The sequence below is a fragment of the Acidobacteriota bacterium genome, from assembly GCA_035471785.1.
GTDB lineage: Bacteria > Acidobacteriota > UBA6911 > RPQK01 > DATIPO01 > JANQFM01.
The window spans coordinates 1-26,308 of sequence record DATIPQ010000112.1 but is presented as its reverse complement, the minus strand read 5'-3'; the positions used below and the strand labels follow the sequence as shown (position 1 = coordinate 26,308).

Genomic DNA, 26,308 nt, shown 5'->3' with positions numbered 1-26,308 from the left:
CATCGGACCGTCGGCCGCCGACACCACCAAGACCGCTCCGTCCATCTGAGCCGCTCCCGTGATCATGTTCTTGACGTAGTCGGCGTGACCCGGGCAGTCCACGTGGGCGTAGTGGCGGTTCTCGGTCTCGTACTCCACGTGGGCCGTGGCGATCGTGATCCCCCGCTCCTTCTCCTCCGGCGCGTTGTCGATCGAATCGAAACTGCGAACCTGGATCCCCGGATTGTTCTTGGCCAATATCGTCGTGATCGCCGGCGTCAACGTCGTCTTGCCGTGGTCTACGTGACCGATCGTGCCGATGTTGACGTGCGGTTTGGTGCGTTCGAACTTCTCTTTTGCCATTATGTTCCTCGTCCAATCCTCTCAAAACCGATGAGGATACAGAGCCCACGACCAGGATTGAACTGGTGACCTCGTCCTTACCAAGGACGCGCTCTACCACTGAGCTACGTGGGCATGTTCTTTGTCAGCTTGTCAGCGCTCTGCTCTGCGGGCTGGAAAAATGGAGCGGGAGACGGGACTCGAACCCGCGACCAATAGCTTGGAAGGCTATGACTCTACCAGCTGAGTTACTCCCGCTCGCTCTACAAGAGTTGAGCCCTGGATTATCTCACGTTCTAGGCGCTCTCGCCAACCCCCGTCATTCGCTCTTAAAGTATCTGGAGGGGGTAGGATTCGAACCTACGAAGGGCAGAGCCCGACGGGTTTACAGCCCGTTGCCTTTGTCCACTCAGCCACCCCTCCACGCTAAAACCAGCAGAAGGCTGTATCTTTCCGTTCGTTGTACGCCTCGTCTGCGTTCTTTTTCCCCGCGGATTCGCGCCTCATGATCGTTTCATCCACGTATCCAAGCGCAAACCCACTCGCCACGAAAAGGCCGCAGTATACCACCGCGCCAAAACGAGTTCAAACGCTTTCTCAAAAATATCAGGGGGCCGGAGGGAGCCCGGCAGCGCTGCCCCTCAGCGTCCCTCAACGTCGGCTAAGGCGGATAAGAATAGCCGCCCTGGATGCCCAGAGGGATGCCGGCCGCCCAGTAGAGCAGCAAAAAGATCGTCCAGCTCACCAGCAAGACCACCGAAAACGGCAGCATCATGGAGAGCAGCGTGCCGATGCCGGTATTCTTCACGTAGCGCTGGCAGTAGACCACCACCAGGGGGAAATAGGGCATCAGAGGAGTGACGATGTTGGTGGTGGAATCGCCGACGCGGTAGGCGGCCTGGGTCAACTCGGGAGAGAAGCCCAACTGCATCAGCATGGGCACGAAGATGGGGCCGATCAGAGCCCACTTGGCGGAGGCCGATCCGACCACCAGATTGACCATGGCGCTCAAGCCGATGATGCCGGTGATGGTCACGGGGGCGGGCAGAGCCAATGCTTCGAGGAAGGAGGCGCCCTTGAGAGAGATCAAAGCGCCGACGTTGGAGCTGCCGAAGGCGGCGATGAACTGGGCCGCAAAAAAGGCCATAACTATATAGTAAGCCATCGAACTCATGGCCTTGCTCATGCCCTTGATGATGTCGCGATGCGATTTGACGGTCCCGGCGATGTAGCCATGAACCATGCCGGGTATGAGGAAAAAGAGAAAAATCAGGGGAACGATGGACTGCATCAGCGGGGCCGCGAAGGTCCCCAGGTTGCCCTGGGGATCGCGCAAAGGCGAATCGGCGGGATAAGAGACGACGATGAGCAAGATGATGCCGATCAGCATGGAAAGCAGTCCGGCCCACAGTCCTCGCCGTTCGGCCGCAGTGCTGGTTTCCATCTTGGGCATTTCTTCCTGGTCGCCATCCACCTCGACACTGCGCAGACGGGGTTCCACCACGCGGTCCGTCAGGTACCAGCCGAGAAGGATGACCAGGATGCTGGAAGCGGCCGTGAACCACCAGTTGCAGAGAGGGTTCACTTCCCTGACCGGATCGATGATCTGGGCCGCCGACTGGGTAAAGCCCTGCAGCAGCACGTCGATGCTGGAGGGTATGAAATTGGCGGAAAAGCCTCCCGAAACCCCCGCGAAGGCGGCTGCGATGCCGGCCAGCGGATGGCGTCCGGCCACATAGAAGATGACGCCTCCCAGAGGAATCACCAGCACGTAGCCGGCGTCCACCGCCGTGTGGGAGACGATGGCCACCAGGATGAGCATGGGCGTCAGCAGGCCGCCGGGAGTGAAGGAGAGCATCGACTTGAGGCCGGCCGTGATGAATCCGGTGTGCTCGGCCACTCCCACGCCCAACATGGCCAGCAACACCACGCCAAGGGGCGCAAATCCCGTAAAGGTGGTGACCATGTTGGCGAGAAAAGTGGACAGAGCGGGACCGGTCAACTGGTTCTGCACCTGGAGCGGCTGTCCGGTACGCGGATCGATCTCGGTAAAGGCCACTCCCGCCAACAGCCAGGAAAGAATCCAGGTGATGATGAGGGCCAGCAGGAAGAGCACCGACGGATCAGGCAGCTTGTTGCCCAAGACCTCGACAGTGTCCAGAAAACGGCTCATCAGCCCGGAGGGGGGCTGTTCGGTGGGCTTCGTCTGGTTTTTTGGCATGAATGCCGGATGATAGCAGCCCGCTCCGTTCTAGGAAAGAAAGCCGGCACTGCGCGGTCTAATCTTCGTGGGAATCGCCCGGCCGCTGACCCATCTCCCGGTCGAGTAGAAAAAGGCCTCCCGGAGCGCCGTCGATAAGCTTGAGTTTCTGAATGATGGTCTTGACGGTGGCCACTTCTTCGACTTGTTCGTTGACGAACCATTGCATGAAGGAGTGGGTGGCGTGGTCGGCCTCCTTGATGGCCAAGTCGACGATTTTGTCGATCTTCCTGGAGATGGAAACCTCCTGCTCGTAGGCCGCCTTGTAAACGGCGCCTACCCCGTCCCATTGAGAGGGCGGCGCGGCGATTTCGCCCAGCACCACGCGCCCGTCCCGCTCATGAATGTAATCGTAAATCTTCATGGCGTGGCTCATCTCTTCATCCGCTTGCTCGCGCATCCAATGAGCGAAGCCCAGAAGATCGACCGATTCCATGTAGGAGGCCATGGAGAGGTAGACGTAGAACGATTCCAGTTCGGCGTTGACCTGTTTGTTCAGCTCTTTTTCCATCTTATCTGAAAGCATCTGTTCTTATTCCCTTCCGCTGCGGAGGCTTTGTTGACTTGCCAATACCCTATACATTGTCCGTCAGCCTGGGGCCTCAGTCAATGGGAGGCAGCCGGCTCTGCAACCGTCGGACCCGCTCATAGGAAGCGCGGACGCGCCGGGGCGAAATTTTTCCTTGCTGCACCAGTTGGCGCAGGGCGGCGTGGGCTTTGGGGGCGATTTCAGGATCGTAGCCGGCGGGGCTGTTGTTGGAGAAGACCAGGATATCGACGCCCGCCTCAACCGCTCTCAGCACCGTCTCCCCAAGCTCGTAGCGCTGGGCGATGGCGCCCATCTGCAAGTCGTCGGAGACCACCGCTCCCTCGAATCCCAGGCGCTGGCGCAGAATCCCTTCGATCACCTGAGGCGAGAGTGTGGCCGGCAATTCTTCGTCCCACTGAGAATGGTAGAGGTGAGCCGTCATCACCATGTCGGGCAGTCCTTCTTCGATGAGGCGTGCAAAGGGGATCAATTCGACGGGCTGCCAGTAGGGAGTGACGTCGGGCAGGCCAAGGTGGGAGTCCTGGCGCGACGAGCCGTGTCCCGGGAAGTGCTTGACGGCGGCCAGCAAGCTCTGGCGGTGAAATTCGTCGATCGTCCAGCGAGCGTGGCGGACCACCACCTCCGGATCCTCCGAATAGCTGCGCTGGTAGGCGCCGATGATGGGATTCTGCGGATGCAGGTTGAGGTCGAGGACGGGAGCGAAATTGACGTTGACGCCCAAGTCGCGAAGCAGTTGGGCCACCTCGCGGGCTTGTCGCCGGGTGCGCTGCTGGTCGTCGAGACGACCTAGAGCTTGTTGGGAGAGCGTCTCGGGGAATCCGTGGCGCGGCTTGAGGCGGGCCACCCGTCCTCCCTCCTGGTCGATGGCGATGAGCAGGGGATGGGCGGCCGCCGCCTGCAGGGTGCGGGTCAATTGGCGCACCTGTTGGGCGTCCTCGATGTTGCGCAAGGGCCTGCCCGAGGGGACGTCGTAGTCGAAGAGGACCGTGCCCCCAAGGTGCAGGCTGCCGATCTGCCGCAAGAACGGATCGTCGTCTTCAAGGCGGGTGCCGCGAAAGCCCACCATCAGCATGTGCCCGATCCACTCGTCGAGCTGCGGGGGCAAGTCTGGGGCGGCTTGGGGTTGGCCGGACGCGCCCTCCTCCTGCCGGGGAGTCGCCGTGCACGCCATCAGCGCGAGGAAAATCAGGGAAACAAACTTGCGGCCCTTCATCCCAAACCTCCCGAGAGTTTGGCGGCCTGAGGCGAGCGTTGCAAGCGGAACATGGCCCAGGCTCCCAAGGCGGGGCCCAGGGCCAGGGCGGCGAAGGCCAGGGGCCAGCCGGCATACGCCTTCAGCGCCGGCACCATGCGGATGCTGGCCATGGTCAATAGGAATCCCATGCAGGTCTGGGTGGTCAGCAGGGTACCCATGTAGCGGGCGTCCCCCAACTCGCTGACGGCTCCCGAGAACTGGGCCGAATCGGGAATGACGGCCAGCCCCCAAACCACGGCCAAGGCTGTGGCGGCCCAGGGAGAGACGAGCCCGGCCCATCCCACGGCCAGGGCGCAGGCACCGCTCACGCTCATGCAGAGGATGGTGGTGCGCGTCCGCCCCCAGCGGTCGGCCAGCCGCCCCGCGGCCACGCACAGCGGCCCGCCGCAGGCGATGATGAGGAAGGCCGCCAGCGAAGCTCGGCGCTGCGCCTGATGAGAGGAACCGTAGAGTTCGGCCAGGTAGACGGGGACCCAGGTCCACATGGCGTAGAGTTCCCACATGTGACCCAGATAGCCCAGGTTGGCCAGACGCAGGGCGGGGTCGCGCAACGACTCTCCCATCTGACGCCAGCGAAAGGGGGCGGCGGGCAGACCGAAGGGCCCCCGCCGTCCGAAGCGCAGCACCAGCAGTCCGCCCAGGGCCGAGAGCCCAGAAGCGGTGTAGAGGACTCGGGGCCATTCGTCGATGCCACCCAATGAGCGGATCAGATGGGGGGAAGCCGAGCCCACGGTCAGCGCTCCCACCACCAGACCCAAGACCAGACCTCGGTCGCGGCGCGTCCAGGTGGCCATGATCTTCATGCCCACGGGATAGACCAAAGCCAGGCAGAATCCGGTGGCGAAGCGAAGAGGGACGGCCCACAGCCAGGAGGGCCACAGCGGAATGGCGGCATTGAAGGCGGCTCCGGCAAAGGCTCCCAGGGCAAACAGGTAGCGGGGAGCCCATCGGTCGGGAGCATTGAGCAGGGCGCTGGCTAAGGCCCCGGCAACGAAGCCGATCTGTACGGCCATGGTCAGCCAGGCCGCCGAAGCGCTGTCCAACGACCAGCGCCGCATCAGCGTGGGAGTGACGGCGGAGGCGGAAAACCACAGGCCCATGGAAAGAAGCACGGCCAAGGTCAGGAAGCCCACCGCCGTCCACTTGTGAGAGGCGCTGTAGCCTTGGGGGAGCCGCTCAGTGATCATTGGAGCCGCGCGGCCGAGGAGCTTGTGGCGGTTCAGCCGCTGAAAAGAAAACCAACACCACCAGGTCTTCAGCAATGGAGTGAAAATGATGGTCGGCTCCCGCCCGCACGTAGAGCACAGAGCCCGGAGAGACGGGAATATCGTCCTCCCCGACGCGCAGGACGGCTTGCCCCTGAGCTACGTAATAGACTTCGTCCTTCTCATGAGGGCTCTGGCCGTCGTCCGAACCTGCCGGCAGCCGGTAGACGCCCATGCTGAGGGTCGGCTGGGTCAAGAAGGGGTGCCAGGGGCTGCCCGTGCGGGCAGCATCCTCCATCAGGCCTTTCCACTCGAAGGCCTGCCAGCCTTCACCTCGAGATGACGCCTTTTCCTGCTGGCTTTGATTCCCTTGCCCCATGGCCCACTGCATCATTAAGGCAAGCGCCACAATGCAAATCCATCTGCGCTTCGTCATGAGTCCCCTTTCTTCGATTCCTGGTGCTGCCGGTCATAAGTCCTGAGCCAGGCCGTCGTTTTTTGTCCCTGCAAGGGACAGATTCGCCAGCCCCAGGGTCAGCCCCGGCGAGCGCAAGCGAGACGGCGGCGCCACCCTGGGTTTCAGACGGCCAATGTGCCAACGCTGAATGGCCAACAAGTTCACACACGAATCAAGTCTCAGTGACCGCGGTGAGGGCCAATGCTCTCGGCGGTATAAGGCTGCTCGTTAGTGGTCCGCCCCGCCGATTCGCCATTCTAACGCGCCTTGACTTCGAAGTCGCCCACCTTCTGGCGGCCGGAGCGGGCTCGGCTCACCAAGTAGAGCGGATAGTTTCCGGCCCTGCCGAGCAGCGACGAAACTTCCTCGGGGCTGATGGAAGCGGTGATCACTTTTGCGTTGACGGTGGTGCGCAGCGGATGGTTCCCCAGGTAGACCCTGAGGGCGCTCTCGGTGCGGTCGGCCTCGACATCGATCCAAAAGGCCGAAGCGCCGGAAGGCTGGGGGTTGAAGGGTTGGCCCAGGACGGTGCTCTGCGGTCCCCAGGCCGCGACTTCTTTCAGGCGCATCTCAGGCAAGGACGAAACCTCGAGCGGGCCCTCCACCGCATTGGCCGGCGAGTCGGCGGCGCCCTCCAGGACCTGGAATTCGCCGATGGTCTGCTGCAGTTGGCGCTGGGGATCGGCGGCCACGACGGCATGGCGGCCCGGGTTCCTGACGATGGATGCCGCGTCCTCGGGCGCAAGCGACGCCGTTACCAGATCTGGATGGATCGTCACTTTCATTTCGCGGCGTCCCAAGAAGATCTTGAGCGAAGGGGGAGCTCCGGCAATATGGAACCAAAAGGCCGAGCCGCCGTCCGGTTGCTGATTGAAAGACTCTCCTCGAGGGGTGGTCCGGGGACCCCATTCCCCCACCTCGTAGAGATCAGCCTCAGGAAAGGCCAGTACGGGCTTGGCGACATCGCTGATGAGCCCCTGGCCCCGAGCCACGACGCGCATGGCGGCCAAGCGGCACTCGGTCTGGGAAAGGTACCAGCCATTGAGGCGGCAGATTCCGTCGGCGCGCTGGAAGTCCTGGCTGATGGCGGCACTGAGAGCCTGGCGCAGGGCCTGTTGGTCAGGCAGGCCGGTCATTTCAGTCCACCAGCCGGCCAAGTCCAGGCGTTGCAGGAGAAGTTGTGAGAGGACGTCCAAATCGGCCTGAGAAGGATTCTCCTGCAAATAGGCGCTGCCCACCTCGGCCTGCAGGTCGACCTCCTGCAGCAAAGCCAACAGCCGGTCTCGGAAGCGGTTGCGCAACCGCTCCGGGCGTCCGATCCAGTCAACGCTGACGCGTCCCAGGGCGAATCCGCCGGCCGCCGAGACGGCCGCAATGAATCGGCGGCGGGTCCAGATGCGTTCAGCCATCCTTCTTCTCCGGCTTGAGGCGGTCTCTCAGATGCTCGGCCAAGCGTACCGCCAGGGCCACGATGGTCAGGGTGGGATTGGCGAAGCCGAAAGTGGGGAAAACGGAACTTCCGGCCAGGTAAAGATTCTCCAAGGAGTGGACGCGGCAGTTGGCGTCCACGACTCCGCGGGTGGGGTCCTCCGACATGCGGGTCGTGCCCAGTTGATGAGCCTGATAAGTCATGCTGGCTTGGCGGGCGCCCTTAGGATTGAGGAAAGCCCGCCGCATGCGGCCCACCCCGGCGGCACCGATGCGCCGTGCCAGGATCTCGGAAATCCGGTCCAAGCTCTCGAATTCCGCCTCGTTGAGCTTCCAGTCCAACTGCACCCGGCGCAAACCGTACTGATCGCGCTCCTCGATCAAGGTGACCCGGCTGTCCGGATTGGGCGTGGGCTCGAAGCGGGCCACCATGTGATAGAAGCCCATCTTGGAACTCCCCTTCCAGTCGGCGAACAAGGTCTGATCGTGCAGGTAATCGCTCGACAAGAACTGTTCTCCCCGGCTGGAAAGAAAGGCCACTCCGAAGTTGACCAATCCCTGGCTGCGCAGAATCTGAGGCGACAGCGAGAGATGAGGCAGAAGCTGCAGACCGTCGTGACGGTACATGACGTAAGGAGCTTTCCAGGAGGTCAGGACCTGCCCCAGCGTCCGTCCCAGATGGTCGGCGAAACAACGGCCCACGAATCCGCTTTCATTTCCCAACCCTTGTGGATCCCGGCTGTCCGAGGCCAGGAGCAGGCGGGCGTTCTCTATGCCCCCTAGCGCCAGCACCACGGTTGTGGCCTTGACGAAGAACTCTTTCTCTTGGCTGCGCAGCCTAAGACGCTCGACACGCTTTCCATTCCGCTCGATCTCGACCAGCGTGGAGTCGATAAAGCAAGTCACGTCGGCCGCCTTCTCGATGTCGGGGCGGTAGCGCTGGCCGAAACGGGTGGGCGGACTGAAGCGAAAATTCTTGGCCGCCAGGTCCTGATCGTAGTGGTGGAAGAATTCGGTTTCGGGCCGGCCTGTTTCGCCTAAGTCCTGCAAATCGAAGAGAGGGGGGTCGATCTCGCATAGCCGGCAGGCCTCCCGGTAGGCAGGGTCCAGGTCCTGGCGGGTCAGAGGCCACCCGCTCAGATCGGAGTGGGAGCGCCTTTCAAAATCGATGGGATCGAGAGGGCGGCACCATCCTCCCCAGTGATTGGTGGTGCCTCCGAAGTATCGCAGGCGCGTGCCGATCAGGGAGTACTCGCGCCCCACGTTGCGCCCATGAAAAGGATGCTGATCGCTGAAGGGCGGCGGATTGAGCCCGCCTCCCTCGAGCAGCGCGATCTTGAGCCCGCTTCCCTCCAGTTGCAGCGCCATGGAGATGCCCGCGGCGCCGGCTCCCGCGATGCACAGGTCGAACTCCAGCAATTGCCCTTCCTGGATAGATTGGGGAGTGTCGATCATTGAGGTTCAGGCGTCAGTCGATGAATCCGAAGGACACTGAGAGCGTGTCAAGCCGCGCGCCGGAATTATAGCACCCTCTCCTCCCGCCAGGCACTCACAAGAGCGCGCAAGCGCGCTGGAAAGCCGGACTTTCGGCAGCCCGGGCCAGCCTTCGTGCCGCTTCCGACAACTCACGGGGCGAAGACACGGAAAGGAGTATTTGCAGATCACCGCCTTCGAAATTGGGAGGCTCCTGGAGGCGGATGGAAGAGGGTAAATCCAGCTCGTCCAGCAGGGAGCGAAAGCTGTGCCGGTGCCGGTAAAGAGAGGGATAGCGCAGTCTGCGCAGCTCTTCCAGCAAGGCTGCGAAACGGTCGGGACCGGTCCGTCCCCGGGCTTCCACTGCGGCCAGTCCGCTTTCCCGCCAGAAACGGCGGGCTGAATCCTCTCCAGAGGCCGCCAGCAGTTCGTCCAGCAGTTCGAAAAACTCCCTCTGCTTGTTGCGGCCGAGACGGTAGCGCTCGATGCGGGAAAGAACCAGGTCCTGCAACTGGCGGGGCCTCTTGTAAAGGCGCAGGGCCAGTTCGGCCTCCAGCCCCTGATGAATGGCCCGCTGCAAACGCTCGTCAAGAGCCGAAATCTGCAACAGCCTGCTCAGGGTGCGCCGGTCGCCGCGGCGTCCCAAGCGGGGAAGCACCTCATCTGTGAGACGCTTCTCGGAGTAGTCGAAGCGGTTGCGCAAGATGCCCGCGGCGGCAGCCGCCTCCAGCACACTCAAGCCACGAGAAGTGCGGTTGGCCTCCAGGGCAGTCCAAAAGAGAAACTCGTCATCTCCCTTGACGAGACGCGCGGGCATGTGCTGCAAGCGGGCCCGCCGAGCCGCTTCCAAACGGCGGAAGCCATGCACGATCTGGAAACGTTTACCCCTATCCTGCCGCACCTCGACGGGAGTGAGAATGCCGAACCGGCGGACCGATTCCTCAAGTTCCTCATCGACCTGCCATGGATGGCTTATGGCCAGGCTGCGATCGGCCGCATCGATGTCCCTTAGATCAATTTCCATGCTTTCAGCCCATTGTCTTCCCATTTTTGCACCCTGATGGAGGGTTTACGGTTCACAGGATTACTGTGGGTCCTGATCCACTCGCCAGGTCTCAGTGTAGCCGAACTTCGGCGAACTTTTTGCAGTGATTTGCCGTCTAATTGCATAGATCTTCTTGATAACTGCTGGTTCCATGCTGCTTTAACCAGCGACTCAAAAGTTCGTTGTTTTTTCGTTGACATGCTATGACGCCTGTGGTAGCTTCTCGCTAACCTGTAGTAGATAGACGGCTGTCGGGGGACGTCTCAATTACCAACAACTAGTGCGCGGAAAGGCTTCGGCCTTTTTGCTAACGCGCCGAGGTTTTCAACCTCTTCGCCAAGGAGTTTGCTGGTTATGAGTGGACAACCCATCAAGATCTACGAGCCTCAAGGTCGAAAGCCCAAGCTGAGCCGATTCAAGGAAACCCGAGGCACCTTTCCTCCAGCCGCCCGCTTCCAGGTCAAGACGCCCAAGGGCTCGCAGAGCGTGAAGCTGATTTTCAATTGTCAGGCCGTCGACACTCACGGGCTCGGCACCGACTACCGCTCGGCTGATCTCTTTTGGTCAGAGGACACCCGCGAGATCGTCCTCGAACTCTTCCCATCGCCTCATCGCGGACAGCGCCGCATCACCCATATCAAATCACACAGTTGTTCGGTCATCTCCATTACCAAGTTTCTCTCGGCTTTCGACATCCCGCTCTCCTACCATCGGCGCTACAGCGTCAAGGGGGATCAAGAGGGCCAGTATCTCTATATTGATATGGCGGATTCGACTCCGGTCTCGCGCAACAAGTACAAGAAAGAAGAATAGGTCTTCAGGCCAGAGTGGCACGGCGTAAATGGTGCGCGGTCCGGCCCAGCAGGTCTCCGGCGTCTCCTTCCAGACGCAGGTCTGCCAGGCTGTCATGGGCGGTCGGCCCCTTGTTGACAATGGCGTAGTAGGCTCCGCGGTTCTTGGCCAGCCGGGGGACGGAGGCCGCCGGTTCCACTTCCAGGGTGGAACCCACCGAAATCACCAGGTCGCATTGTTGGGCAGCTCGAAACGCGGCTTCCAGCTTGTCCTCCGGCATCGGCTGGCCGAAAGAGACGGTGGCTGACTTGAGAAAGCCCCCGCACTCGCAGACAGGCGGCTGGCGCGTCTTTTCGAATTCGTCGTAGAAGGGATCGGGTTGCAGAGTCTTGGCGCAACTGCAGCACTCGACCAGGCGCCCCGTTCCGTGAATTTCGACGACCTTGGAGTCATCGTGCCCGGCCAGTTGATGGAGCCCGTCGATATTCTGAGTCACCAGCATCTGCAGACATCCCATCTCGTCGAATTCCATCAAGGCCTTATGCCCGGCATTGGGCTTGGCGCCGCCGTATTCCTTGTGGCTGCGCAGCTTCATTTCCCAATGGCGGACTCGGGCCTCGTGTGAAGACAGGAACTCATCGTAGTAAACCGGCTTCATTTCCTTCCAAATGCCTTTGGGTCCGCGGAAGTCGGGAATCCCGGAAGCGGTGGAGATCCCGGCGCCCGTGAAGACCAGCGTGTAGCGGGCGTCGCGGAGGCGCTCGGCCAGGCGGGCGGTGTCGCTCATGGTCTTTCTCGCGTGGAGGAGGTCATTGGCCGCCGTCCTCTTGGGAGCGGCTGAGGCGCAGGGCTTGACCCGGATAGATTACCGAAGCGCGGGTGAGCTTGTTCCAGCGCAGCAGGTCCTCCAGCGCAATCCGATAGAGCCGGGCGATGCGGTAGAGGGTATCGCCCCGGCTGACAACGTGCTCTCCGCTGGAGGGAACGGATCGCGGGTTCACGGGGGCGGCCTTCTGGTTGACCGGGATGAGAAGGTTCTGGTTGAGACTGATTCGGTGCACGTTAGGGATGTCGTTGAGTTGGGCGATGGCGCGGACCGAGGTGCCGTAGCGGCGCGCGATCTGGCCCAGCGTTTCACCTTGGCGCACTCGATGACGGGCGAATCGAGTGCGTTCTTCGGGAGGCAGTTCCGCCAGTTTTTCATCCAGACCGTCTCCCCAGCCCGCGGGCACCTTCAGTTGATAGCCCTCCATCTGGAAGGGCGTGACGCCGCGGCGCAGTTCAGGATTGAGGTCGGCCAGCTCCTGCCCCGTCATGCCGATCAGGCTGGCCGCCTTGCCCAGGTCGACTTGGTGAGGCACTGGAACCTTCTCGAGGTTGAGGGGAGGATCTTCTTCCACCTCGAAGCCGAAGCGCTGCGGGTTGTTGAAAACGATGATGGTGGACAGAATCAACGGCACAAAGTTGCGGGTCTGGCGGGGCAAGAGGCGTTTTCGCGAGATCTCCCAAAAGTCCATTTGGCCGTGGCGCTTGAGGATGCGCTCCAGCCGTCCGGGTCCGCCGTTGTAGGCCGCCAGCACCAGGTACCAGTCGCCGAATTTGTCGTAGAGCTGACGCAGGTAACGGGCCGCCGCGTAGGTCGATTTTTCGACGTCCGAGCGCTCGTCGATCCACCAGTCGACCCGCATCCCGAAATCGCGGGCAGTCGGAGACATGAACTGCCACAGTCCGCGGGCGTGGGCTCGCGAGTAGGCGCGCGGATTGAAGAGGCTCTCGACGTAGGACATGTAAATGAGGTCCTTGGGCACCCCGGCCTCCTCGAAAGCCTTCTCGAAAAGGGGACGGAAACGCCCGACGCGGCGCAAGCCGGTCTCGACGCTCTTTCGCGAACGCTCGGTGTGAAACTCGAGAGCCTTGAGGACGGCGTCGTTGAGCACCACGGGAAGATCGAAGCGGGCATCCAGCAGTTCTTCGTGCACCAGGTCGCGCAGATCAGGATCGATCTCGATGGTGTAGAGGTTGACGTCATCGGCCTCTTCCAGGGGAGTGGTTTCCTGCGGGACAGGGACCGATTCGTCCCCTGCGGAATAGTCGTCCCTGGCGGCGGCCCGGCTCAACTGCAAGTCCTGAAAGCGGCGCAGCAGCTCGTTGTAGGTCCGTTCCACCTGGGGATGGGAGGGGAAATCAAAGGGCGATTTGCGCAGGTCGTTGAGTAGACTCTCGAAAATCCGCTCCCCTTCATCGGCCCGCCCTTGGCGGTAGAGGACCTGAGCCCGTCGGGCACGGCTTCGGGACTCTTTGAGCAGGCTCATCCATCGTTGACGGTGGAGCCGCTCGGCTTCCTTTCCGGCCTCCTGCTCGGATTGATCGGCGGTGGGTCCCCTTTCGACCTGGCCGTCATCCCGTTGAGCCGAAACCGGGGGCTGATCGGGAGTCTTCTTGGAGCACCCGGCGATCAACAGGAGAGCGGTCGCCAGGGCCAGCCGCAACATGGATTCCAACGTGAAGCGCATGAACAGATACCTCGTCTTTGGCTTGCAAAGGGCTTGCTCAATATAACATGCGTCGAGAGCGCTTTTGGAAGACAAATATCATCCCTGCCAGGGCACTCCAGCCCGCTGGCTCCCTTCAGGGTTCGTCCAGGAAGACCCCTTTCTTGCGCAGACGCTTAAAGAGAGTACGGCGGAAAGAAGCGTCTTCCAGCACCAGCATGGTGGGGTTGATCAGGCTTACCTTCTTCCCGCCTGCCGAGAGGACGCGGGCCGCCGTGTCGGGATCGGGACACTCGATGAGCAGCCTCTTGCGGGCCGTCACCCGGCGGCACTGCCCGGCCCAGCCTTTGATTTCGGTACGGACGTTGGAGGGCAAGGGAGCGGCGCAAGCTTTCTCGAGGGACTCCACGATGGCCGCTCCCGCCATTCCCGAGCCCACCGCTTCCTGCACCCGTTGAGGGGTGATTTTGAAGAGTACGCCTACCTGGTCCTTGCCCACCCGTTCGGCGAAACGGCCGATCTCGGCCTCGGCCAGCGGGGACGGGGACATGAAGACCACCTCGAAGTTGGGCTGCACCATGATATGTCCTTCTTGGCCGGGTCCCTCGCCGTCCGGCTGCGGACGGTCCCCCAGAAAACGCCGGCCGGCCTGGCTGAGGGCGAAACATAGCCGGTCGTCCTGATGGCGTCCCGCCCGTGCGCAGCCCAGCGGAAAAAGGCGGGTGTGAAGAAACTCCAGCAGCAGATTCGACCAGACTTGCTCGAGCTTCTCGGCATTGGGCCGGTAGAAATGCTTCCAGCCCAGAGAGAGGTTGAAGGTCTCGCCGCGGCGGCGCAGGTGCAGAAGCGGGTTGGATTCGACCGACTGATAGCGGGCGAATTCCTGACAGTCGTAAAAACGGTCGTCCTGCAGGGAAAGAAAGCAGCGGCAGACGGCTTTTTTGAGGTCGGGAGGAGGATTGACGCCGCGCAGCTCGATGTCCCAAGGCAGGAAGGCGCGCTTGTGGAAGCGGCGGCGGGGGCCTTGCCTGATCTGGTCCAAGAGCTGGCTGAGCCGTTGCTGGGCGGTTGCGGCCAGCCAAGCGGCCCCTTTTTCGGTGGCTTTCAGCCTCTCGCCGTCTTGCTCTCGGTAGAGTTCAAGGTATTCCATCTGGCGCAGGTAGAGGAGTGCCTCCTCGACTCTCTTGGAGGGGGCGCAACTCAGTTTGGATTCGAGCCAGTCGGGAAGGCGGGAAAAGGTGTCCTCCAGGCGCCGCGAATCGCGGGCATAGAGGGAGCCGTCGGAAGTCTTGAGGCGAAGAGGACTGCTGGAGGCGGCCACCAGGGTCTTGGTCATGTCCTCCATGAGGAAGGCCGAGAAGTGCTGATCGCTGACCTCGACCGCCCGGGGCGCCTGGGGACGCGGCGCGCGCAGGCGGTGCAGGGCCCGCGGCCACAGACCGATCCGGGGGCTGAGCGTCCTCTCGTCCATGCCCGGATAGAGCAGCAGATAACGAAGTCCGGCAGGAATCAGCATGTGCAGATGGAGGGTCTCGAAATGGCCGCCAAGTTGGGCCATTTCCTGCGGCTCTCCCGCGCTGATGAGAAGGCGGATGAGCCTTTGCATCTCGCGCAGGTTCTTGGGGGTGATCAGGAAGGGCCGCTCGTCGGAATTGAGATGGCGGCGCTCGAAGTCTTCCGCTTCTTTCAGTTCCAGAAAGGACTCGATCCACTCCTCGCCCGAGACCTGTTCGAAGAGCGCCTCGCGGGCTTGGTTTCCACGTACGGGATGCGTGTCGATGAGGGTGGCCTGGTGACGGGCCGGGAAGTGGCGGTCGAGGTATTGGCCGAAGGAAGAGGACGATGGCGTGCCCAGCAGGTCCTGCCGGCAGAGGGTCTGCATCAGTTTGCGGTAGCGGGTTTGCTGAGGCGGGATGCGCAGTGACTGGCGGTCCGGCCGAGAGGAGAGAAAACCTGCCTCGAGCAATTCGTCCAGGCTGCCTTGGAAGTGGGCGCGGGCCAGGTCGGAGGGGTCCCCCGAGGCCTCCAGATAGGTCTTGCGGGCCTCCAGGCTGAGCCTGTTCCAGTGGGGCAAGCGGGCGAAGAAGCGCTCCCAGGGAAAAGCGTAAAGCTTCATGAGGGCCGGCCTTGGGTTGAGAGCGCCCGGGGCTGGAGGTCGTCCGACAAGTCCTCGATGCGGTACTGGTATCCCTGCTCGCAGAGAAAGAGCTGGCGCTTGAGGGCGAAGCTTTGCTCGATGGTATCGCGCGATACCAGCGAATAAAAATGAGCCTGGTTGGCGCCTGGCTTCGGACGCAATACGCGTCCCAAACGCTGGGCCTCTTCCTGGCGCGAGCCGAAGGTGCCGGAGATCTGAATGGCCACCGCAGCGTCGGGCAGATCGACCGAGAAGTTGGCGATCTTCGAGACGGCCAGGGCCTTAAGGCGTCCGCTCTTGAAGTTCCGGTAGTACTGGTCGCGGCGGGACTGGGGCGTGGCTCCCGTGAGGACGGGGATGTCCAGGTCTTCGCCCAGGCTGCGCAACTGGTCGACGTAGGTGCCGATGATCAGGGTGGGCTGGCCTTCGTGGCGGCGCATGATGCGCCGCACCAGGGGAAGCTTGCGGGGATTCTCGGCCGCCACCCGGGCCTTGGCGCGCGGATCGGCCATGGCGTATTTCATGCGCTCGCCGGGCGGCAGGGGGACGCGCAATTCGCAGCAGGCCGCCGCCGCGATCCAGCCCTGGGCTTCAAGCTCGCGCCAGGGGACGTCGGCTTTCTTGGGTCCGATCAGCGCAAAGACATCGTCTTCGCGTCCGTCCTCGCGCACTAGCGTGGCCGTCAGTCCCAGGCGGCGGCGGGCTTGCAGCGAGGCGGTGACCTGAAAGACGGGCGCCGGCAGCAGGTGGACCTCGTCATAGATGATGAGTCCCCAGTTGCGGCGGTCGAAGAGGCCCAGGTGGAGGAAGTCCTGGTCTTCACCGGGCCGCCGATAGGTCATGATGTTGTAGGTGGCGACCGTGATGGGCCGCACCTCTTTATTGTGTCCCGAGTACTCCCCGATCTGGTGTTCCTGCAGGGTGGTCTTGTCGAGGATTTCCTCCATCCACTGGCGTGAGGCGGTGATTCCCGTGGTGAGGATGAGTGTCGAGCATTGCAGCTCGGCCATCACTCCCATGGCCACGATGGTCTTGCCGGCGCCGCAAGGCAGCACTACAACGCCCGAGCCGCCCTCCACCCGTCCGCCGGCGTGAAAGGCGCGCGCCGCCCGCTGCTGGTAATCGCGCAAGCTGAAGGGCCGCCCCTGCAAGGTGTGCTCGCGCAGGCGCAGGCGAAGTTCGTCGCCGCGCAGGTATCCGGCCAGATCCTGAGCGGGGAAACCGGCTTTGACCAGGGCCTGCTTGAGGCGTCCGCGAAGGGCCGGGTCGACGCTGAAGGAGAGCGGCGTCAGGCGTTGGCCCAGCAAAGGACCGGCCAGGCGGTGACGGCTGATCTCCTCGGCCAGGGCAGGCTCGTCGGCCCACAACAGCAGATCGCCCTCCGAGCGCCGCAGCTTGAGGCGTCCGAAGCGGGAGGCGTACTCGGAGACTTCGTGCAGCACATGGTCGGGAACCGGATACTTGGCGAATTCCCGCAGCGTATCGGCGATCCACCGGGGCGAGATTTCGGCGGCGCAGGCGTTCCAGATGGAAAGCGGCGTGATGCGGTAGGTGTGCACGTGCTCCGGGGACTTGACCAGTTCGGCAAAGGCCTGCAAGCGGTCGCGCACTTCGCCGTAACGGGGCGAGGCCACCTCCACGAGGATGGTGTGATCGCCCTGCACGATAAGCGGATTCTCCGGCGCGTACTGGCTCATAGACCGACTCTTAATATTATAGGGCGGCCCTGTCGATGGCAGTGTGGAGGGAGGGCGGCCACTTTGTCCCAGGAAGCACTTGCGTCTGCTGCGGCCTTGGTGTAGTTTCTCCTGCAACCGGTCTTCAAAGCGCCAAAAACGGGCGGCTGACAGGCCTCTCAGCGGCGGTGCCCGCAAGGCATTGAGGACTCCTTCCGGCGAGAGCGCCGGGCGGATGAGATCTGAAACGGCACTCTCGAGGATGTAGACCTTATGGCCCAGGCAGTCATGGACATCGATCCGGTTGAAAAACGGCCTGATCTGATCGAAGGCAAACCGTCCTTCGGCGAGATCACCGAATCGGTGGCCAGCCCCCTGGAGTGGAAGCCTTCGCTGGGATGGTACCTGACGCTGGCCGTCTCCATGAGCCTGTTGGGCGTCTTCGGAATCTCCATCGCCTGGTTGATGTGGGAGGGCATCGGAATCTGGGGCAACAACGTCCCGGTAGCCTGGGGATGGCCCATCGTCAACTTCGTCTTCTGGGTCGGAATCGGCCACGCCGGCACCCTGATCTCAGCCGTCCTCTTTCTCTTTCGCCAGCGCTGGCGGACTTCCATCAACCGGGCCGCAGAAGCCATGACGCTTTTCGCCGTCATCTGCGCGCTGGTGTTCCCGGGAATCCACACGGGCCGCCCCTGGGTGGCCTACTGGATGCTGCCCTTACCCAATCAAATGGACATGTGGCCCCAGTTCCGCAGCCCCCTCATGTGGGACGTCTTTGCGGTCTCCATCTACTTCACGGTGTCGGCCATCTTCTGGTATTTGGGACTGGTGCCCGATCTGGCCACCGTGCGCGACCGGGCCAAGGCCGGCATCCGCAAGCTGACTTTCGGATTCTTGGCTCTGGGCTGGCGCGGCTCTCACCGCCAATGGCTGCATTACGAACGGGCCTATTTGCTGCTGGCCGGACTGGCCACACCGCTGGTGCTGTCGGTCCACTCGGTGGTCTCGTTCGACTTCGCCACCTCCCAGCTTCCCGGCTGGCATACCACCATCTTTCCGCCCTACTTCGTGGCCGGAGCCATTTTTTCGGGCATGGCCATGGTGATGACGCTGATGCTGATTTGCCGGGTGGTCTTCAAAATGGAGCACATCATCAACATGCTCCATTTCGACCGCATGGCCAAGCTCATCCTGCTCACCGGCACCCTGGTGGGATACGCCTACGCAACCGAGTTCTTCATCGCCTGGTATTCGGGCAACACCTACGAGCAGTTCGCCTTCATCAACCGCGCCTTCGGGCCCTATGCCTGGGCCTACTGGATCATGGTGAGCTGCAACGTGCTTTCGCCCCAGGTGTTCTGGTTCAAGAAGGCCCGCACCAACATCGTCATCCTCTTCATCGTCTCCATCCTGGTCAACATCGGGATGTGGTTCGAGCGCTTCGTCATCGTGGTCACTTCGCTGCACCGCGACTTCCTGCCCGCAAGCTGGGATTACTTCACTCCCACCTGGTGGGACATCGCCACCCTGGCCGGAAGCTTCGGGCTTTTCTTCACGCTCTTCACCCTCTTCGTCCGCTTCTTGCCCATGGTGGCCATCGCCGAGGTCAAAGGCGTGCTGCCGCAGGCTCATGCCCATGACGAACCCGAGGCCGAGGACCGCAGCGGCCAGGAGTTGCAGCGGGCGGCCGCCCAGGAGGGAGCCGACCCGGAGGGCGAGGGATCGTGGGGGCTGGTGGCTGAGTTCGCCGATCCTTCGGCTCTCAAGAGCGCCTGCGCCAAGGTCCGCGAGGCCGGCTATAAGGTATGGGACGCTCACACGCCCTTCCCCGTCCACGGGCTGGAGCGCGCCATGGGATTGCGCCGTTCGCTGGTGCCCTACGCCGTGCTGGTGTTGGGCCTTGGAGGAGCGGCCGCAGGCATGCTGCTGCAATGGTGGGTCAGCGTAGAGGCTTATCCGCTGGTTATTTCGGGCAAGCCGTTTTTCAGTTGGCCGGCATTCGTCCCCATCATGTTCGAATGCGGGGTGTTGGGCGGAGCCTTGGGCGCCATCCTGGGATTCCTGCACTTCTCGCGCCTGCCCCGTCACAACCATGCACTCTTTGAATCAGAGCGCTTTGAAGGGGTCAGCGACGACAAGTTCTTCATCTCCATCGAATCAGAAGATCCGCAGTTCGACCGCCGCACCACCACGGCGTTCTTGAAGAAGACAGGCGCCACCTATGTGGAAGCCGTCCCCGAGCCGGCCTAGTGCAAGGAGAAGCGAAACGTGGCTGAAACGCATCATTTGCCCGCCATTGATCCGCGGGAGATCTCCATCCCTCAGGACCATGCGCTGGCCCGCCTGCCCTTGCTGGCGGGAGGCGTGGGAGCGGTTTTCCTGATCATCTCCTTCGCGATCGGCCTGGCGGGCGACAGCCAGCAACTCTGGTATTCCTACCTGGTCGCTTGTCTGTTCTTCATCAGCCTGGGATTGGGCTGCATGTTTTTCGTGCTGGCCACGCTGGCTTCGCGGGCCGGATGGAGCGTGGCCGTCCGCCGGCTGGCCGAACACGGCATGGCCACTCTGCCCGTGCTGGGCCTGCTCATGCTGCCCCTGCTCTTTCTGGGCCTGCACGACCTCTACCATTGGACTCATGAGGAAGCCGTGGCGGCCGATCCTCTGCTGCAGTCCAAGTCGGGTTACCTCAACGAGTCCTTCTTCCTCATCCGTTCCATCTTTTACTTGCTGGCCTGGACCTTGATCGCCTGGTGGTTCCGCAAGGAGTCGATGCGCCAGGACGAAGCAGGCGACCCCGCCATTACCCGAAAGCTGCAATCCCGCAGCGCGCCGGCCCTGATCGTCTTCGGCGTTACCCTGACCTTCGCCGCATTTGACTGGATCATGTCGCTCGATCCGCACTGGTACTCGACCATTTTCGGCGTCTATTTCTTTGCCGGATGCTTCTTGGGGGCGCTGGCCTTGATGGTGCTCAAGCTTATCCGCCTGCAGGCGCGCGGGCTGCTGCAGAGCGTGGTTACCTATGAGCACTTCCACGATATCGGCAAGCTGCTCTTCGGCTTCGTGGTCTTCTGGGCCTACATCGCCTTTTCACAGTTCATGCTGATTTGGTACGGATCGATCCCCGAAGAGACGCTTTGGTACGAGCACCGCTGGACCCACGGATGGCAGCCCGTTTCCATTTTCATGGCCGTGGGCCACTTCGCCTTGCCCTTCTTCTTCCTGCTGCCGGTCAGCGTCAAGCGCCGCAAGTCGACCTTGAGCCTGGCGGCCGTCTGGCTGCTGCTGGTCCACTACATCGACCTCTACTGGCTCGTCATGCCCTCACGCACCGAGGTGGTGGACGGCGTCACCCAGGCCATGGGATTCCACCCGCACCTGCTCGACCTGACCTGTCTGCTGGGCGTGGCGGGAGTCTTCCTGGGCACGCTGGGATATCTCATGAAGAGTCCCAAGCTGGTCCCCGTGCGCGACCCCCGCCTGGCCGAATCCCTCAGCTACGAAAACATCTAGTGCTGCCGGTCATGAGTTCTGAGCCAGGGCCCTCCGTTCTTGTCCCTGACAGGGACAGATTCGCCAGCCCAGCGACTGTGTTGGAAGTCAAGTCCGGGCTCGCTGAAGGCGAGCGATTCGCCAGCCCAGGGTCAGCCGCGGCGAGCGCTAGCGAGACGGCGGCGCCACCCTGGGTTTCAGACGGCAAAGGTCTGAACGCTGAAAGCGTGGGATAACGCGACAGGGTGGCTCTAACTTCTGACTGGCGGCAGAAATCCCGCTGCCAGAACCGTAACTCACTCCCTACCCAAGGCCTCCAGTGTGGCACTCAGCAGCCGATAGAAATTAGCCACCGTATCGATCTTTACGCGCTCATCCGGCGAGTGGGGATACTGGATGGTGGGGCCGAAGGAGATCATATCCATGCCCGGATATTTCTCGCCGATAATCCCGCACTCCAGCCCTGCGTGCACCGCGCTCACTTCCGGTTCGAAACCCAGCACTTCTTTATGCAGCCGCTTGACTACCTCCAGCAGGTGCGAGTCAACATCCGGTTCCCAACCGGGATAGCCGTCGCCTTCTTCCACCTGTGCGCCGGCCAGCAGTGCCGCCGCCCGGATGCGCCGGCGCAGGGCGGCCAAGGCTGAGGCCACCGAACTGCGGCTCGACATGAGGACGTCCAGCCTTCCGTTGGATCTGCGCACTGCCGCCAGATTGGTGCTGGTCTCCACCAGTCCCTCGATGTCCTGGCTCATGGCCAGCACGCCGTGAGGAAGGGCTGTGACGAGGCTGAGCACCCTGCGGGTGGTGTCCTCGCTCCAAGCCCGCTCGGGCGTCTCTGTTCCAGCCAGCGAGAACTGCAAACCCGGGTCGGCCGCATGGAACTCGCTCTGGATGTTCTTGAGCTCATGCTCCAGTTCGCCTCTTACTGCGTCCAACTGGCCCGCGTCTGCAACGACAAGTGTAGCCGAGGACTCGCGGGGAATAGCGTTGTGCAGATTGCCTCCTTGAAAAGCGGCCAGGCGGATGGGCGTCTTGAGCGACGCCGCGAAGAGGGCCCGGGCCAACAACTGCACGGCGTTGCCCCGCTGCAGGTGGATGTCGACACCGGAATGTCCTCCCTTGAGCCCTGACATCGAAACCTGCAGGGCCTTCCCTCGCACCGGCTCCGTCTTCAGTCCCAGCGTCAGCTTGCTGTCGGCTCCCCCGGCGCAGCCGATGGTGAGGATGCCTTCTTCTTCGGAGTCGAGGTTAAGCAGTTGCCGGCCGTGAAGCATTCCGTCGGCCAAGCGGGTAGCGCCGGTCAGTCCGGTTTCCTCGTCGATGGTGAAGAGCAGTTCCAAAGGGCCGTGGGCCACCGTGTCGCTTTCCAGCAGCGCCAGCATGGCGGCCACGCCGATTCCGTTGTCGGAGCCCAGGGTGGTTCCCCTGGCCTTCAGGAATTCGCCGTCCTGCTGAGGAACGATGGGATCCTTGTCGAAGTCATGGTCGACGTCTGAGTTCTTTTCGTTGACCATGTCGAGGTGGGCCTGCAGGATGGTCGTGGCGGCCTGCTCGCCCCCATTCTGGCCCGGTTTATAGACGACGACGTTTCCGGCCTCGTCCTCTTTGTACTGCAGCCCCCGCTTCTCGGCCACTTTGATGACGTAGCGGCGCATCCGGTCCTCGTTCTTGGATCCCCGGGGAATAGTCAGAATATGGTCAAAATGCCGCCATAGCTCTTGCGGCTCGAATTCTGAAACAAAAGTCATAGTCTTTATCCTGTAGCGTTTAACTTCGGGTTCGTGTCCATTGACTCGCACGGGAGCCTTCCCTAGAATACTCCCCATCGTTTCCTGACACAAAGCAACCTCGAGGGAGGAAAAGCCCGTGGACAAGAAGAGCTTCAAGCCCTATGTGCCCGGTACGACGTCGATGCCGGAATTGACCTTCAAGGCTGTTTTTCTGGGCTGCGTGATGGCGGTACTGCTAGGCGCGGCCAATGCCTACGTGGGGATGCAGGCGGGTCTCACCGTCGCAGCGGCCTTCCCGGCCGCGGTGGTGGCCATGGCCGTGCTGCGCATCTTCAGAGGGACCATTCTGGAGGAGAATGTGGCCCGCACCACGGCTTCGGTGGGAGAAGCCCTGGTGGCGGGAGCGATTTTCACCATTCCGGCCTTCGTCATCACCGGCGCCTGGGCCGAGATGGACTACTGGGAAGGCACCCTCATCATGCTGGTAGGCGGGGTGCTGGGCGTACTCTTCGTGATCATCCTGCGCCGCACCCTGGTAGTTGAAGCGGAACTGCCTTTTCCTGAGAGCGTGGCGGCCGCCGAGATCGTCAAGGCGGGGCAGGGAGGTCAGACCGGAGCTTCCTACCTTTTTGGAGCCATGGGACTGGCCGCCGTGTGGGAGTTCTTCAAGAATCCCAACGGCATCCCCCTGGTGCAGCAGTCCACTCAGAGGTTCGTGGACATGGGCAAATCCACCATCAGCGTGCTGCAGAATCCCGTCGAATATACGGGGGGACTGCTCTTGCAGACGCCTTCCGCCGATCCCATCCTGGTAGGAGTCGGCTTCATCGTAGGCACTCGCATTTCGGCGGTGCTTTTTTCCGGCGCCGTCCTGGGATGGCTGTTGCTGGTGCCGCTGGGGATCTTCCTCAACCCGGGGCTGATGGACGCTGCCGCAGGCAACCTGACGGGAATGGCCACCCAGGTTTGGACCACCCAGGTGCGTCCGCTGGCGGTCGGAACCATGATCGTGGCCGCCTTCTACACCCTCTACAACCTTCGGAATTCCTTGATAACCGGAATCAGCAAGGCCTTCACCGACATCGGCGTGGCGGGCAAGGAAACCAGGGAGCGGACCGAGATCGATCTCGATTTCAAGAAGATCTCAGCCGGCGTCCTGGTGATGGCTGTTCCGACTTTTTTCCTCTATTGGTACTTTTCGGGATCTTTGCCGGGGGCCCTGCTGCTGACGGTCGTGATGGTCGTTCTGGGGTTCCTCTTCTCGGCCGTGGCGGGATACCTGGTGGGCATGATCGGAAGCTCTAACAACCCCATCTCGGGACTGACCCTGAGTTCGCTGCTGGTGGCGGCTGTGCTCATGGTGCTCATCGGCGTCAGCGGACTGGAGGGCATCGCCGCGGTACTGGGCGTGGCGGGAGTGGTGTGCTGCATGGCCGGCATTGCCGGAGACATGATGCAGGATCTGAAAGTGGGTCACATCCTGGGCGGCACTCCCTGGAAGATGGAGGCCGGCGAGCTCATCGGCGTGGTGATCGCGGCCCTGACCATGATGCCCGTACTCATGCTTTACGACGCGGTCTACGAGATCGGCTCAGCCACCTTGCCGGCTCCCCAGGCGGGACTGATGGCCTTGATGTCGACCAGCATCGTGGGCGGCGAAGCGGCCTGGCCGCTGGTCATCGCCGGAATGTTCCTGGCCATAGGGCTGATCCTCATCAAGTCTCCCTCTCCCATGCTGATCGCGGTGGGCATGTATCTGCCCTTCACCAGTACCGCCGCCATCTTCGTGGGCGGCGTTATCAAATGGTTCTACGACCGCCGCGTCAACGCCATGGACGCCAGCCCCGAGGAACGTCAGCGTGGCGAAAACATCGGAGTGCTCTTCTCTTCAGGACTGATCGCAGGAGGTTCTCTCATGGCCGCCCTGCTGGCCTTGCTGACTCTTACGGCTGTGACTTTACCCGCCGTCTCGTCCAACTTCTGGCTCAGCCTGATCATCTACCCGGTTCTCATCTACCTGCTCATCTACCTGCCCAGCAGGAAAATGAAGGAAAGGGACATACCTACCGTCAAAACCGGCTAGGGCCACTAGGTGGCCAACAAGTTTACACACGAATCAAGTTTCAGCGACCGCGCTGAAGGCCTAATTGCTCTCGGCGGTATGAGCTGCTCGCTAGTCTATGCTTGGATCAACAGACCAGCCAGTATAGAATCTTAGTCGGGAATTCAGAACGAGTGCCTCTCAGACTTCTGAAGGAGCCTGATATGAATAAGACGATTTTAGCCGCCTTGGTTTTCGTGGTCTTCACCTGTTCCCTGTTGCTCGTGGCAGCCGTGTCGGAAATCGACGGCCGCAAGGTCTTCGATGAGGCCAAATGCGGGACCTGCCACAGCGTCACCTCGGCCGAGATCATGGCCAAGATGAAAGCTGGCCCCATGGCGGGAGGAGATCTCGCCGGGATCGCGGAAAAGCGCGAATCCAAGTGGATCGCCGGCTATCTGCGCCAGGAAGAGAAGATCGACGGCAAGGCTCACGCCAAGCCCTTCAAAGGTTCCGACGAGGAGCTCCAAGCCCTGGTCGACTGGTTGCTCGAACAAAAGTCCGAATAGTCGCTTCAGCGGCCACGGCTCCAGCAGGCGGGCCGTTATGTGTGAGCTGACCTGACCCTTGAATGGTGGGAGGCGCATCCTTGCGGCGATGGAGGCAATGCCCAAAGCAGCGATGCGCCCAAAGTTCGGCAAACTGCTCGCCCCCGACAACCAAAAAGCGGCGGCTCGGTCGAGCCGCCGCTTGCAACGATCCTCAGCCTCAGCAGACCCGCAGCCACACGGGGAATGCAGCCGAGCCCTGCAAGGCAGGCCTCAATGTTTAAGGGGGTCGGCCCAGCAGAGGATGAGCCTGTTTATGAGTCCCTTGAGGATCGCACACTCAGCACTCCGGGTGCGTTCCCACTAAGAGCGCTGTTAAACAGGTATGTCTGCGGGCTCATTCAATTCGATGACCAGCGGCGTTTCGGCTGGCAGTTCGACCTGCTCGCCCTTGGTGGAGAGAAAGGTGCCTCCGCCACCGATGGCCAGTCCGATCAGAGCGCCTTTGCCGCCGTCGATGAGGGCGCCGATGGCGGCTCCGATACCGCTGCCGATGCCGATTTCCTTCAGGTCTTCTTTAATGCTGCCCTCTCCTCGAAAGGAGACGATGTTGCCGCTGATAGGCAGCCTCGTGCCTCTCACCGTCAACTCACGGGGCTCCAGCGACAGTTTGCCGCCCTTGTTGGGACGTCCCGCGCTCTCCACCTCGGTAACCACGCCATGCACCACGGCTCCTGCCGGGATGGCGACCTTTTCATTGACGACCACGTCTTCTTTGACCGTCATGGTAAAGCGTTCGCCGGCTTGGGTCGTACCCGAGTCCAGAGACTGATCCAGAGTCGCTGAAAGGCGGATGTTGGCCGGGACTTCCACGGTTTCCTGGTCCGGGGAGGCTGCTCCGCTGCTTTGACAGCCGCTCAGCCACAGGAGAGGGATGAGAATGGTCAGTGCAATCAGGGATTTCTTTAACATCTCGATATTCCTTCCAGTGCGTCACCGCACCGACTGCTTGAGATTCCTCGACTCGCACTGATATTTAGGGAGCAAAGACCGTGCCAATCGAGCCTTCCCTACCGGCCTTTCCTGCGCAAACCCAGGCCCAGCAAGGCTTTGAGTAAGAGAGCAGTCGCATCTCAAGACCCTCGACGGAGGGGTCCTGTCGGTGCTTTCAGGGAAAAACTTCCCTGTCCGCGCTAGGGATCAGCCGATTTTCGGGGGTGCAAGAAAGCCCAATCGCGTCGAGCCTCTTCTCGGGAGTTGTTTTTTGGAAGTTGGTGATTGCCGTGAAGCTGGTCGGGGCAGAGGGATTTGAACCCCCGACCCCCTGCTCCCAAAGCAGGTGCGCTACCAGACTGCGCCATGCCCCGAACCTATGCTGAGCGGGAAGTATAGCAGAGAAG

Annotated in this window: 20 protein-coding genes, 4 tRNA genes and 1 pseudogene; 6 read left to right on the top strand and 19 right to left on the bottom strand. The window is 62.0% G+C overall.

What is annotated here, in order from left to right; all coding sequences use genetic code 11:
• The 12 genes from VLU25_16765 to VLU25_16710 form a co-directional block, all read right to left on the bottom strand.
• Window positions 1-342 (bottom strand): GTP-binding protein (locus VLU25_16765; protein ID HSR69585.1); only part of this gene is annotated, 342 nt, incomplete at its 3' end.
• 42 nt (window positions 343-384) lie between these two features.
• Window positions 385-456: transfer RNA gene (locus tag VLU25_16760), tRNA-Thr, on the bottom strand.
• Window positions 457-503: 47 nt separating this feature from the next.
• A tRNA-Gly gene (locus VLU25_16755) sits at window positions 504-579 on the bottom strand.
• An 81-nt stretch (window positions 580-660) separates the two neighbouring features.
• Window positions 661-744: transfer RNA gene (locus VLU25_16750), tRNA-Tyr, on the bottom strand.
• Between the two features lie 238 nt (window positions 745-982).
• The gene (locus tag VLU25_16745; protein HSR69584.1) at window positions 983-2,542 is read right to left on the bottom strand and encodes an AbgT family transporter; all 1,560 of its coding nucleotides are present in this window, start codon (window positions 2,540-2,542) and stop codon (window positions 983-985) included.
• A 58-nt stretch (window positions 2,543-2,600) separates the two neighbouring features.
• The gene (locus VLU25_16740; GenBank protein HSR69583.1) at window positions 2,601-3,107 is read right to left on the bottom strand and encodes a ferritin; all 507 of its coding nucleotides are present in this window, start codon (window positions 3,105-3,107) and stop codon (window positions 2,601-2,603) included.
• A gap of 76 nt (window positions 3,108-3,183) precedes the next feature.
• On the bottom strand, window positions 3,184-4,344 hold the full coding sequence (locus VLU25_16735; GenBank protein HSR69582.1) for a glycoside hydrolase family 3 N-terminal domain-containing protein: 1,161 nt from the start codon (window positions 4,342-4,344) through the stop codon (window positions 3,184-3,186).
• Window positions 4,341-5,573, bottom strand: a complete 1,233-nt coding sequence (locus VLU25_16730; GenBank protein ID HSR69581.1) for an MFS transporter — start codon at window positions 5,571-5,573, stop codon at window positions 4,341-4,343. Before VLU25_16730 ends, VLU25_16735 begins: the two co-directional genes overlap by 4 nt.
• Window positions 5,563-6,027 (bottom strand): cupin domain-containing protein, encoded by a 465-nt coding sequence (locus VLU25_16725; GenBank protein ID HSR69580.1) that lies wholly within the window; start codon window positions 6,025-6,027, stop codon window positions 5,563-5,565. The genes VLU25_16730 and VLU25_16725 overlap by 11 nt, the downstream gene beginning before the upstream one ends.
• A gap of 278 nt (window positions 6,028-6,305) precedes the next feature.
• The gene (locus VLU25_16720; protein HSR69579.1) at window positions 6,306-7,457 is read right to left on the bottom strand and encodes a hypothetical protein; all 1,152 of its coding nucleotides are present in this window, start codon (window positions 7,455-7,457) and stop codon (window positions 6,306-6,308) included.
• Window positions 7,450-8,931, bottom strand: coding sequence for a GMC family oxidoreductase (locus VLU25_16715; protein HSR69578.1), 1,482 nt, complete (start codon window positions 8,929-8,931; stop codon window positions 7,450-7,452). Before VLU25_16715 ends, VLU25_16720 begins: the two co-directional genes overlap by 8 nt.
• 94 nt (window positions 8,932-9,025) lie before the next feature.
• Complete coding sequence (locus tag VLU25_16710; protein ID HSR69577.1) at window positions 9,026-9,973, bottom strand: ParB N-terminal domain-containing protein; 948 nt, start codon at window positions 9,971-9,973, stop codon at window positions 9,026-9,028.
• A 375-nt stretch (window positions 9,974-10,348) separates the two neighbouring features.
• On the opposite strand from VLU25_16710, the gene VLU25_16705 reads away from it, so the two are divergent.
• Window positions 10,349-10,807: a hypothetical protein gene (locus VLU25_16705; protein ID HSR69576.1), complete on the top strand. Its 459-nt coding sequence runs from the start codon at window positions 10,349-10,351 to the stop codon at window positions 10,805-10,807.
• Between the two features lie 4 nt (window positions 10,808-10,811).
• Here VLU25_16705 and VLU25_16700 read toward each other — a convergent pair whose 3' ends face one another.
• The 4 genes from VLU25_16700 to VLU25_16685 all read right to left on the bottom strand — a co-directional run bounded on the left by VLU25_16700 (window position 10,812) and on the right by VLU25_16685 (window position 17,112).
• Window positions 10,812-11,573: a Sir2 family NAD-dependent protein deacetylase gene (locus tag VLU25_16700; GenBank protein ID HSR69575.1), complete on the bottom strand. Its 762-nt coding sequence runs from the start codon at window positions 11,571-11,573 to the stop codon at window positions 10,812-10,814.
• 22 nt (window positions 11,574-11,595) lie between these two features.
• Window positions 11,596-13,299 carry a transglycosylase SLT domain-containing protein gene (locus VLU25_16695; GenBank protein ID HSR69574.1) on the bottom strand — a complete coding sequence of 568 codons (1,704 nt, stop codon included), beginning with the start codon at window positions 13,297-13,299 and terminating at the stop codon, window positions 11,596-11,598.
• Between the two features lie 115 nt (window positions 13,300-13,414).
• Entirely contained in the window at window positions 13,415-15,394 is a 1,980-nt protein-coding gene (locus tag VLU25_16690) for a helicase-associated domain-containing protein (protein HSR69573.1), read from the bottom strand.
• Entirely contained in the window at window positions 15,391-17,112 is a 1,722-nt protein-coding gene (locus VLU25_16685) for a DNA repair helicase XPB (protein ID HSR69572.1), read from the bottom strand. The genes VLU25_16690 and VLU25_16685 overlap by 4 nt, the downstream gene beginning before the upstream one ends.
• A 252-nt stretch (window positions 17,113-17,364) precedes the next feature.
• On the opposite strand from VLU25_16685, the pseudogene nrfD reads away from it, so the two are divergent.
• The 3 genes and pseudogenes from nrfD to VLU25_16670 all read left to right on the top strand — a co-directional run bounded on the left by nrfD (window position 17,365) and on the right by VLU25_16670 (window position 20,607).
• A pseudogene (gene nrfD / locus VLU25_16680) lies at window positions 17,365-18,723 on the top strand (NrfD/PsrC family molybdoenzyme membrane anchor subunit).
• Window positions 18,709-19,344: a DUF3341 domain-containing protein gene (locus tag VLU25_16675; GenBank protein HSR69571.1), complete on the top strand. Its 636-nt coding sequence runs from the start codon at window positions 18,709-18,711 to the stop codon at window positions 19,342-19,344. Before nrfD ends, VLU25_16675 begins: the two are co-directional and overlap by 15 nt.
• An 18-nt stretch (window positions 19,345-19,362) precedes the next feature.
• Complete coding sequence (locus tag VLU25_16670) at window positions 19,363-20,607, top strand: hypothetical protein (GenBank protein HSR69570.1); 1,245 nt, start codon at window positions 19,363-19,365, stop codon at window positions 20,605-20,607.
• 275 nt (window positions 20,608-20,882) lie between these two features.
• On the opposite strand, the gene VLU25_16665 is transcribed toward VLU25_16670, so the two are convergent.
• Window positions 20,883-22,337, bottom strand: a complete 1,455-nt coding sequence (locus VLU25_16665; GenBank protein HSR69569.1) for an aminoacyl-histidine dipeptidase — start codon at window positions 22,335-22,337, stop codon at window positions 20,883-20,885.
• Between the two features lie 118 nt (window positions 22,338-22,455).
• Here VLU25_16665 and VLU25_16660 point away from each other — a divergent pair, with 118 nt between their 5' ends.
• Together VLU25_16660 and VLU25_16655 are read left to right on the top strand one after the other, a co-directional pair.
• Window positions 22,456-24,402 carry an oligopeptide transporter, OPT family gene (locus tag VLU25_16660; GenBank protein HSR69568.1) on the top strand — a complete coding sequence of 649 codons (1,947 nt, stop codon included), beginning with the start codon at window positions 22,456-22,458 and terminating at the stop codon, window positions 24,400-24,402.
• Between the two features lie 182 nt (window positions 24,403-24,584).
• Window positions 24,585-24,929, top strand: coding sequence for a c-type cytochrome (locus tag VLU25_16655; GenBank protein HSR69567.1), 345 nt, complete (start codon window positions 24,585-24,587; stop codon window positions 24,927-24,929).
• A gap of 354 nt (window positions 24,930-25,283) precedes the next feature.
• Here the strand turns inward: VLU25_16655 and VLU25_16650 are convergent, their stop codons facing one another.
• Both VLU25_16650 and VLU25_16645 read right to left on the bottom strand, forming a co-directional pair.
• Window positions 25,284-25,880, bottom strand: coding sequence for a hypothetical protein (locus tag VLU25_16650; protein ID HSR69566.1), 597 nt, complete (start codon window positions 25,878-25,880; stop codon window positions 25,284-25,286).
• A 318-nt stretch (window positions 25,881-26,198) separates the two neighbouring features.
• Window positions 26,199-26,275: transfer RNA gene (locus tag VLU25_16645), tRNA-Pro, on the bottom strand.
• Window positions 26,276-26,308 lie beyond the last annotated feature (33 nt).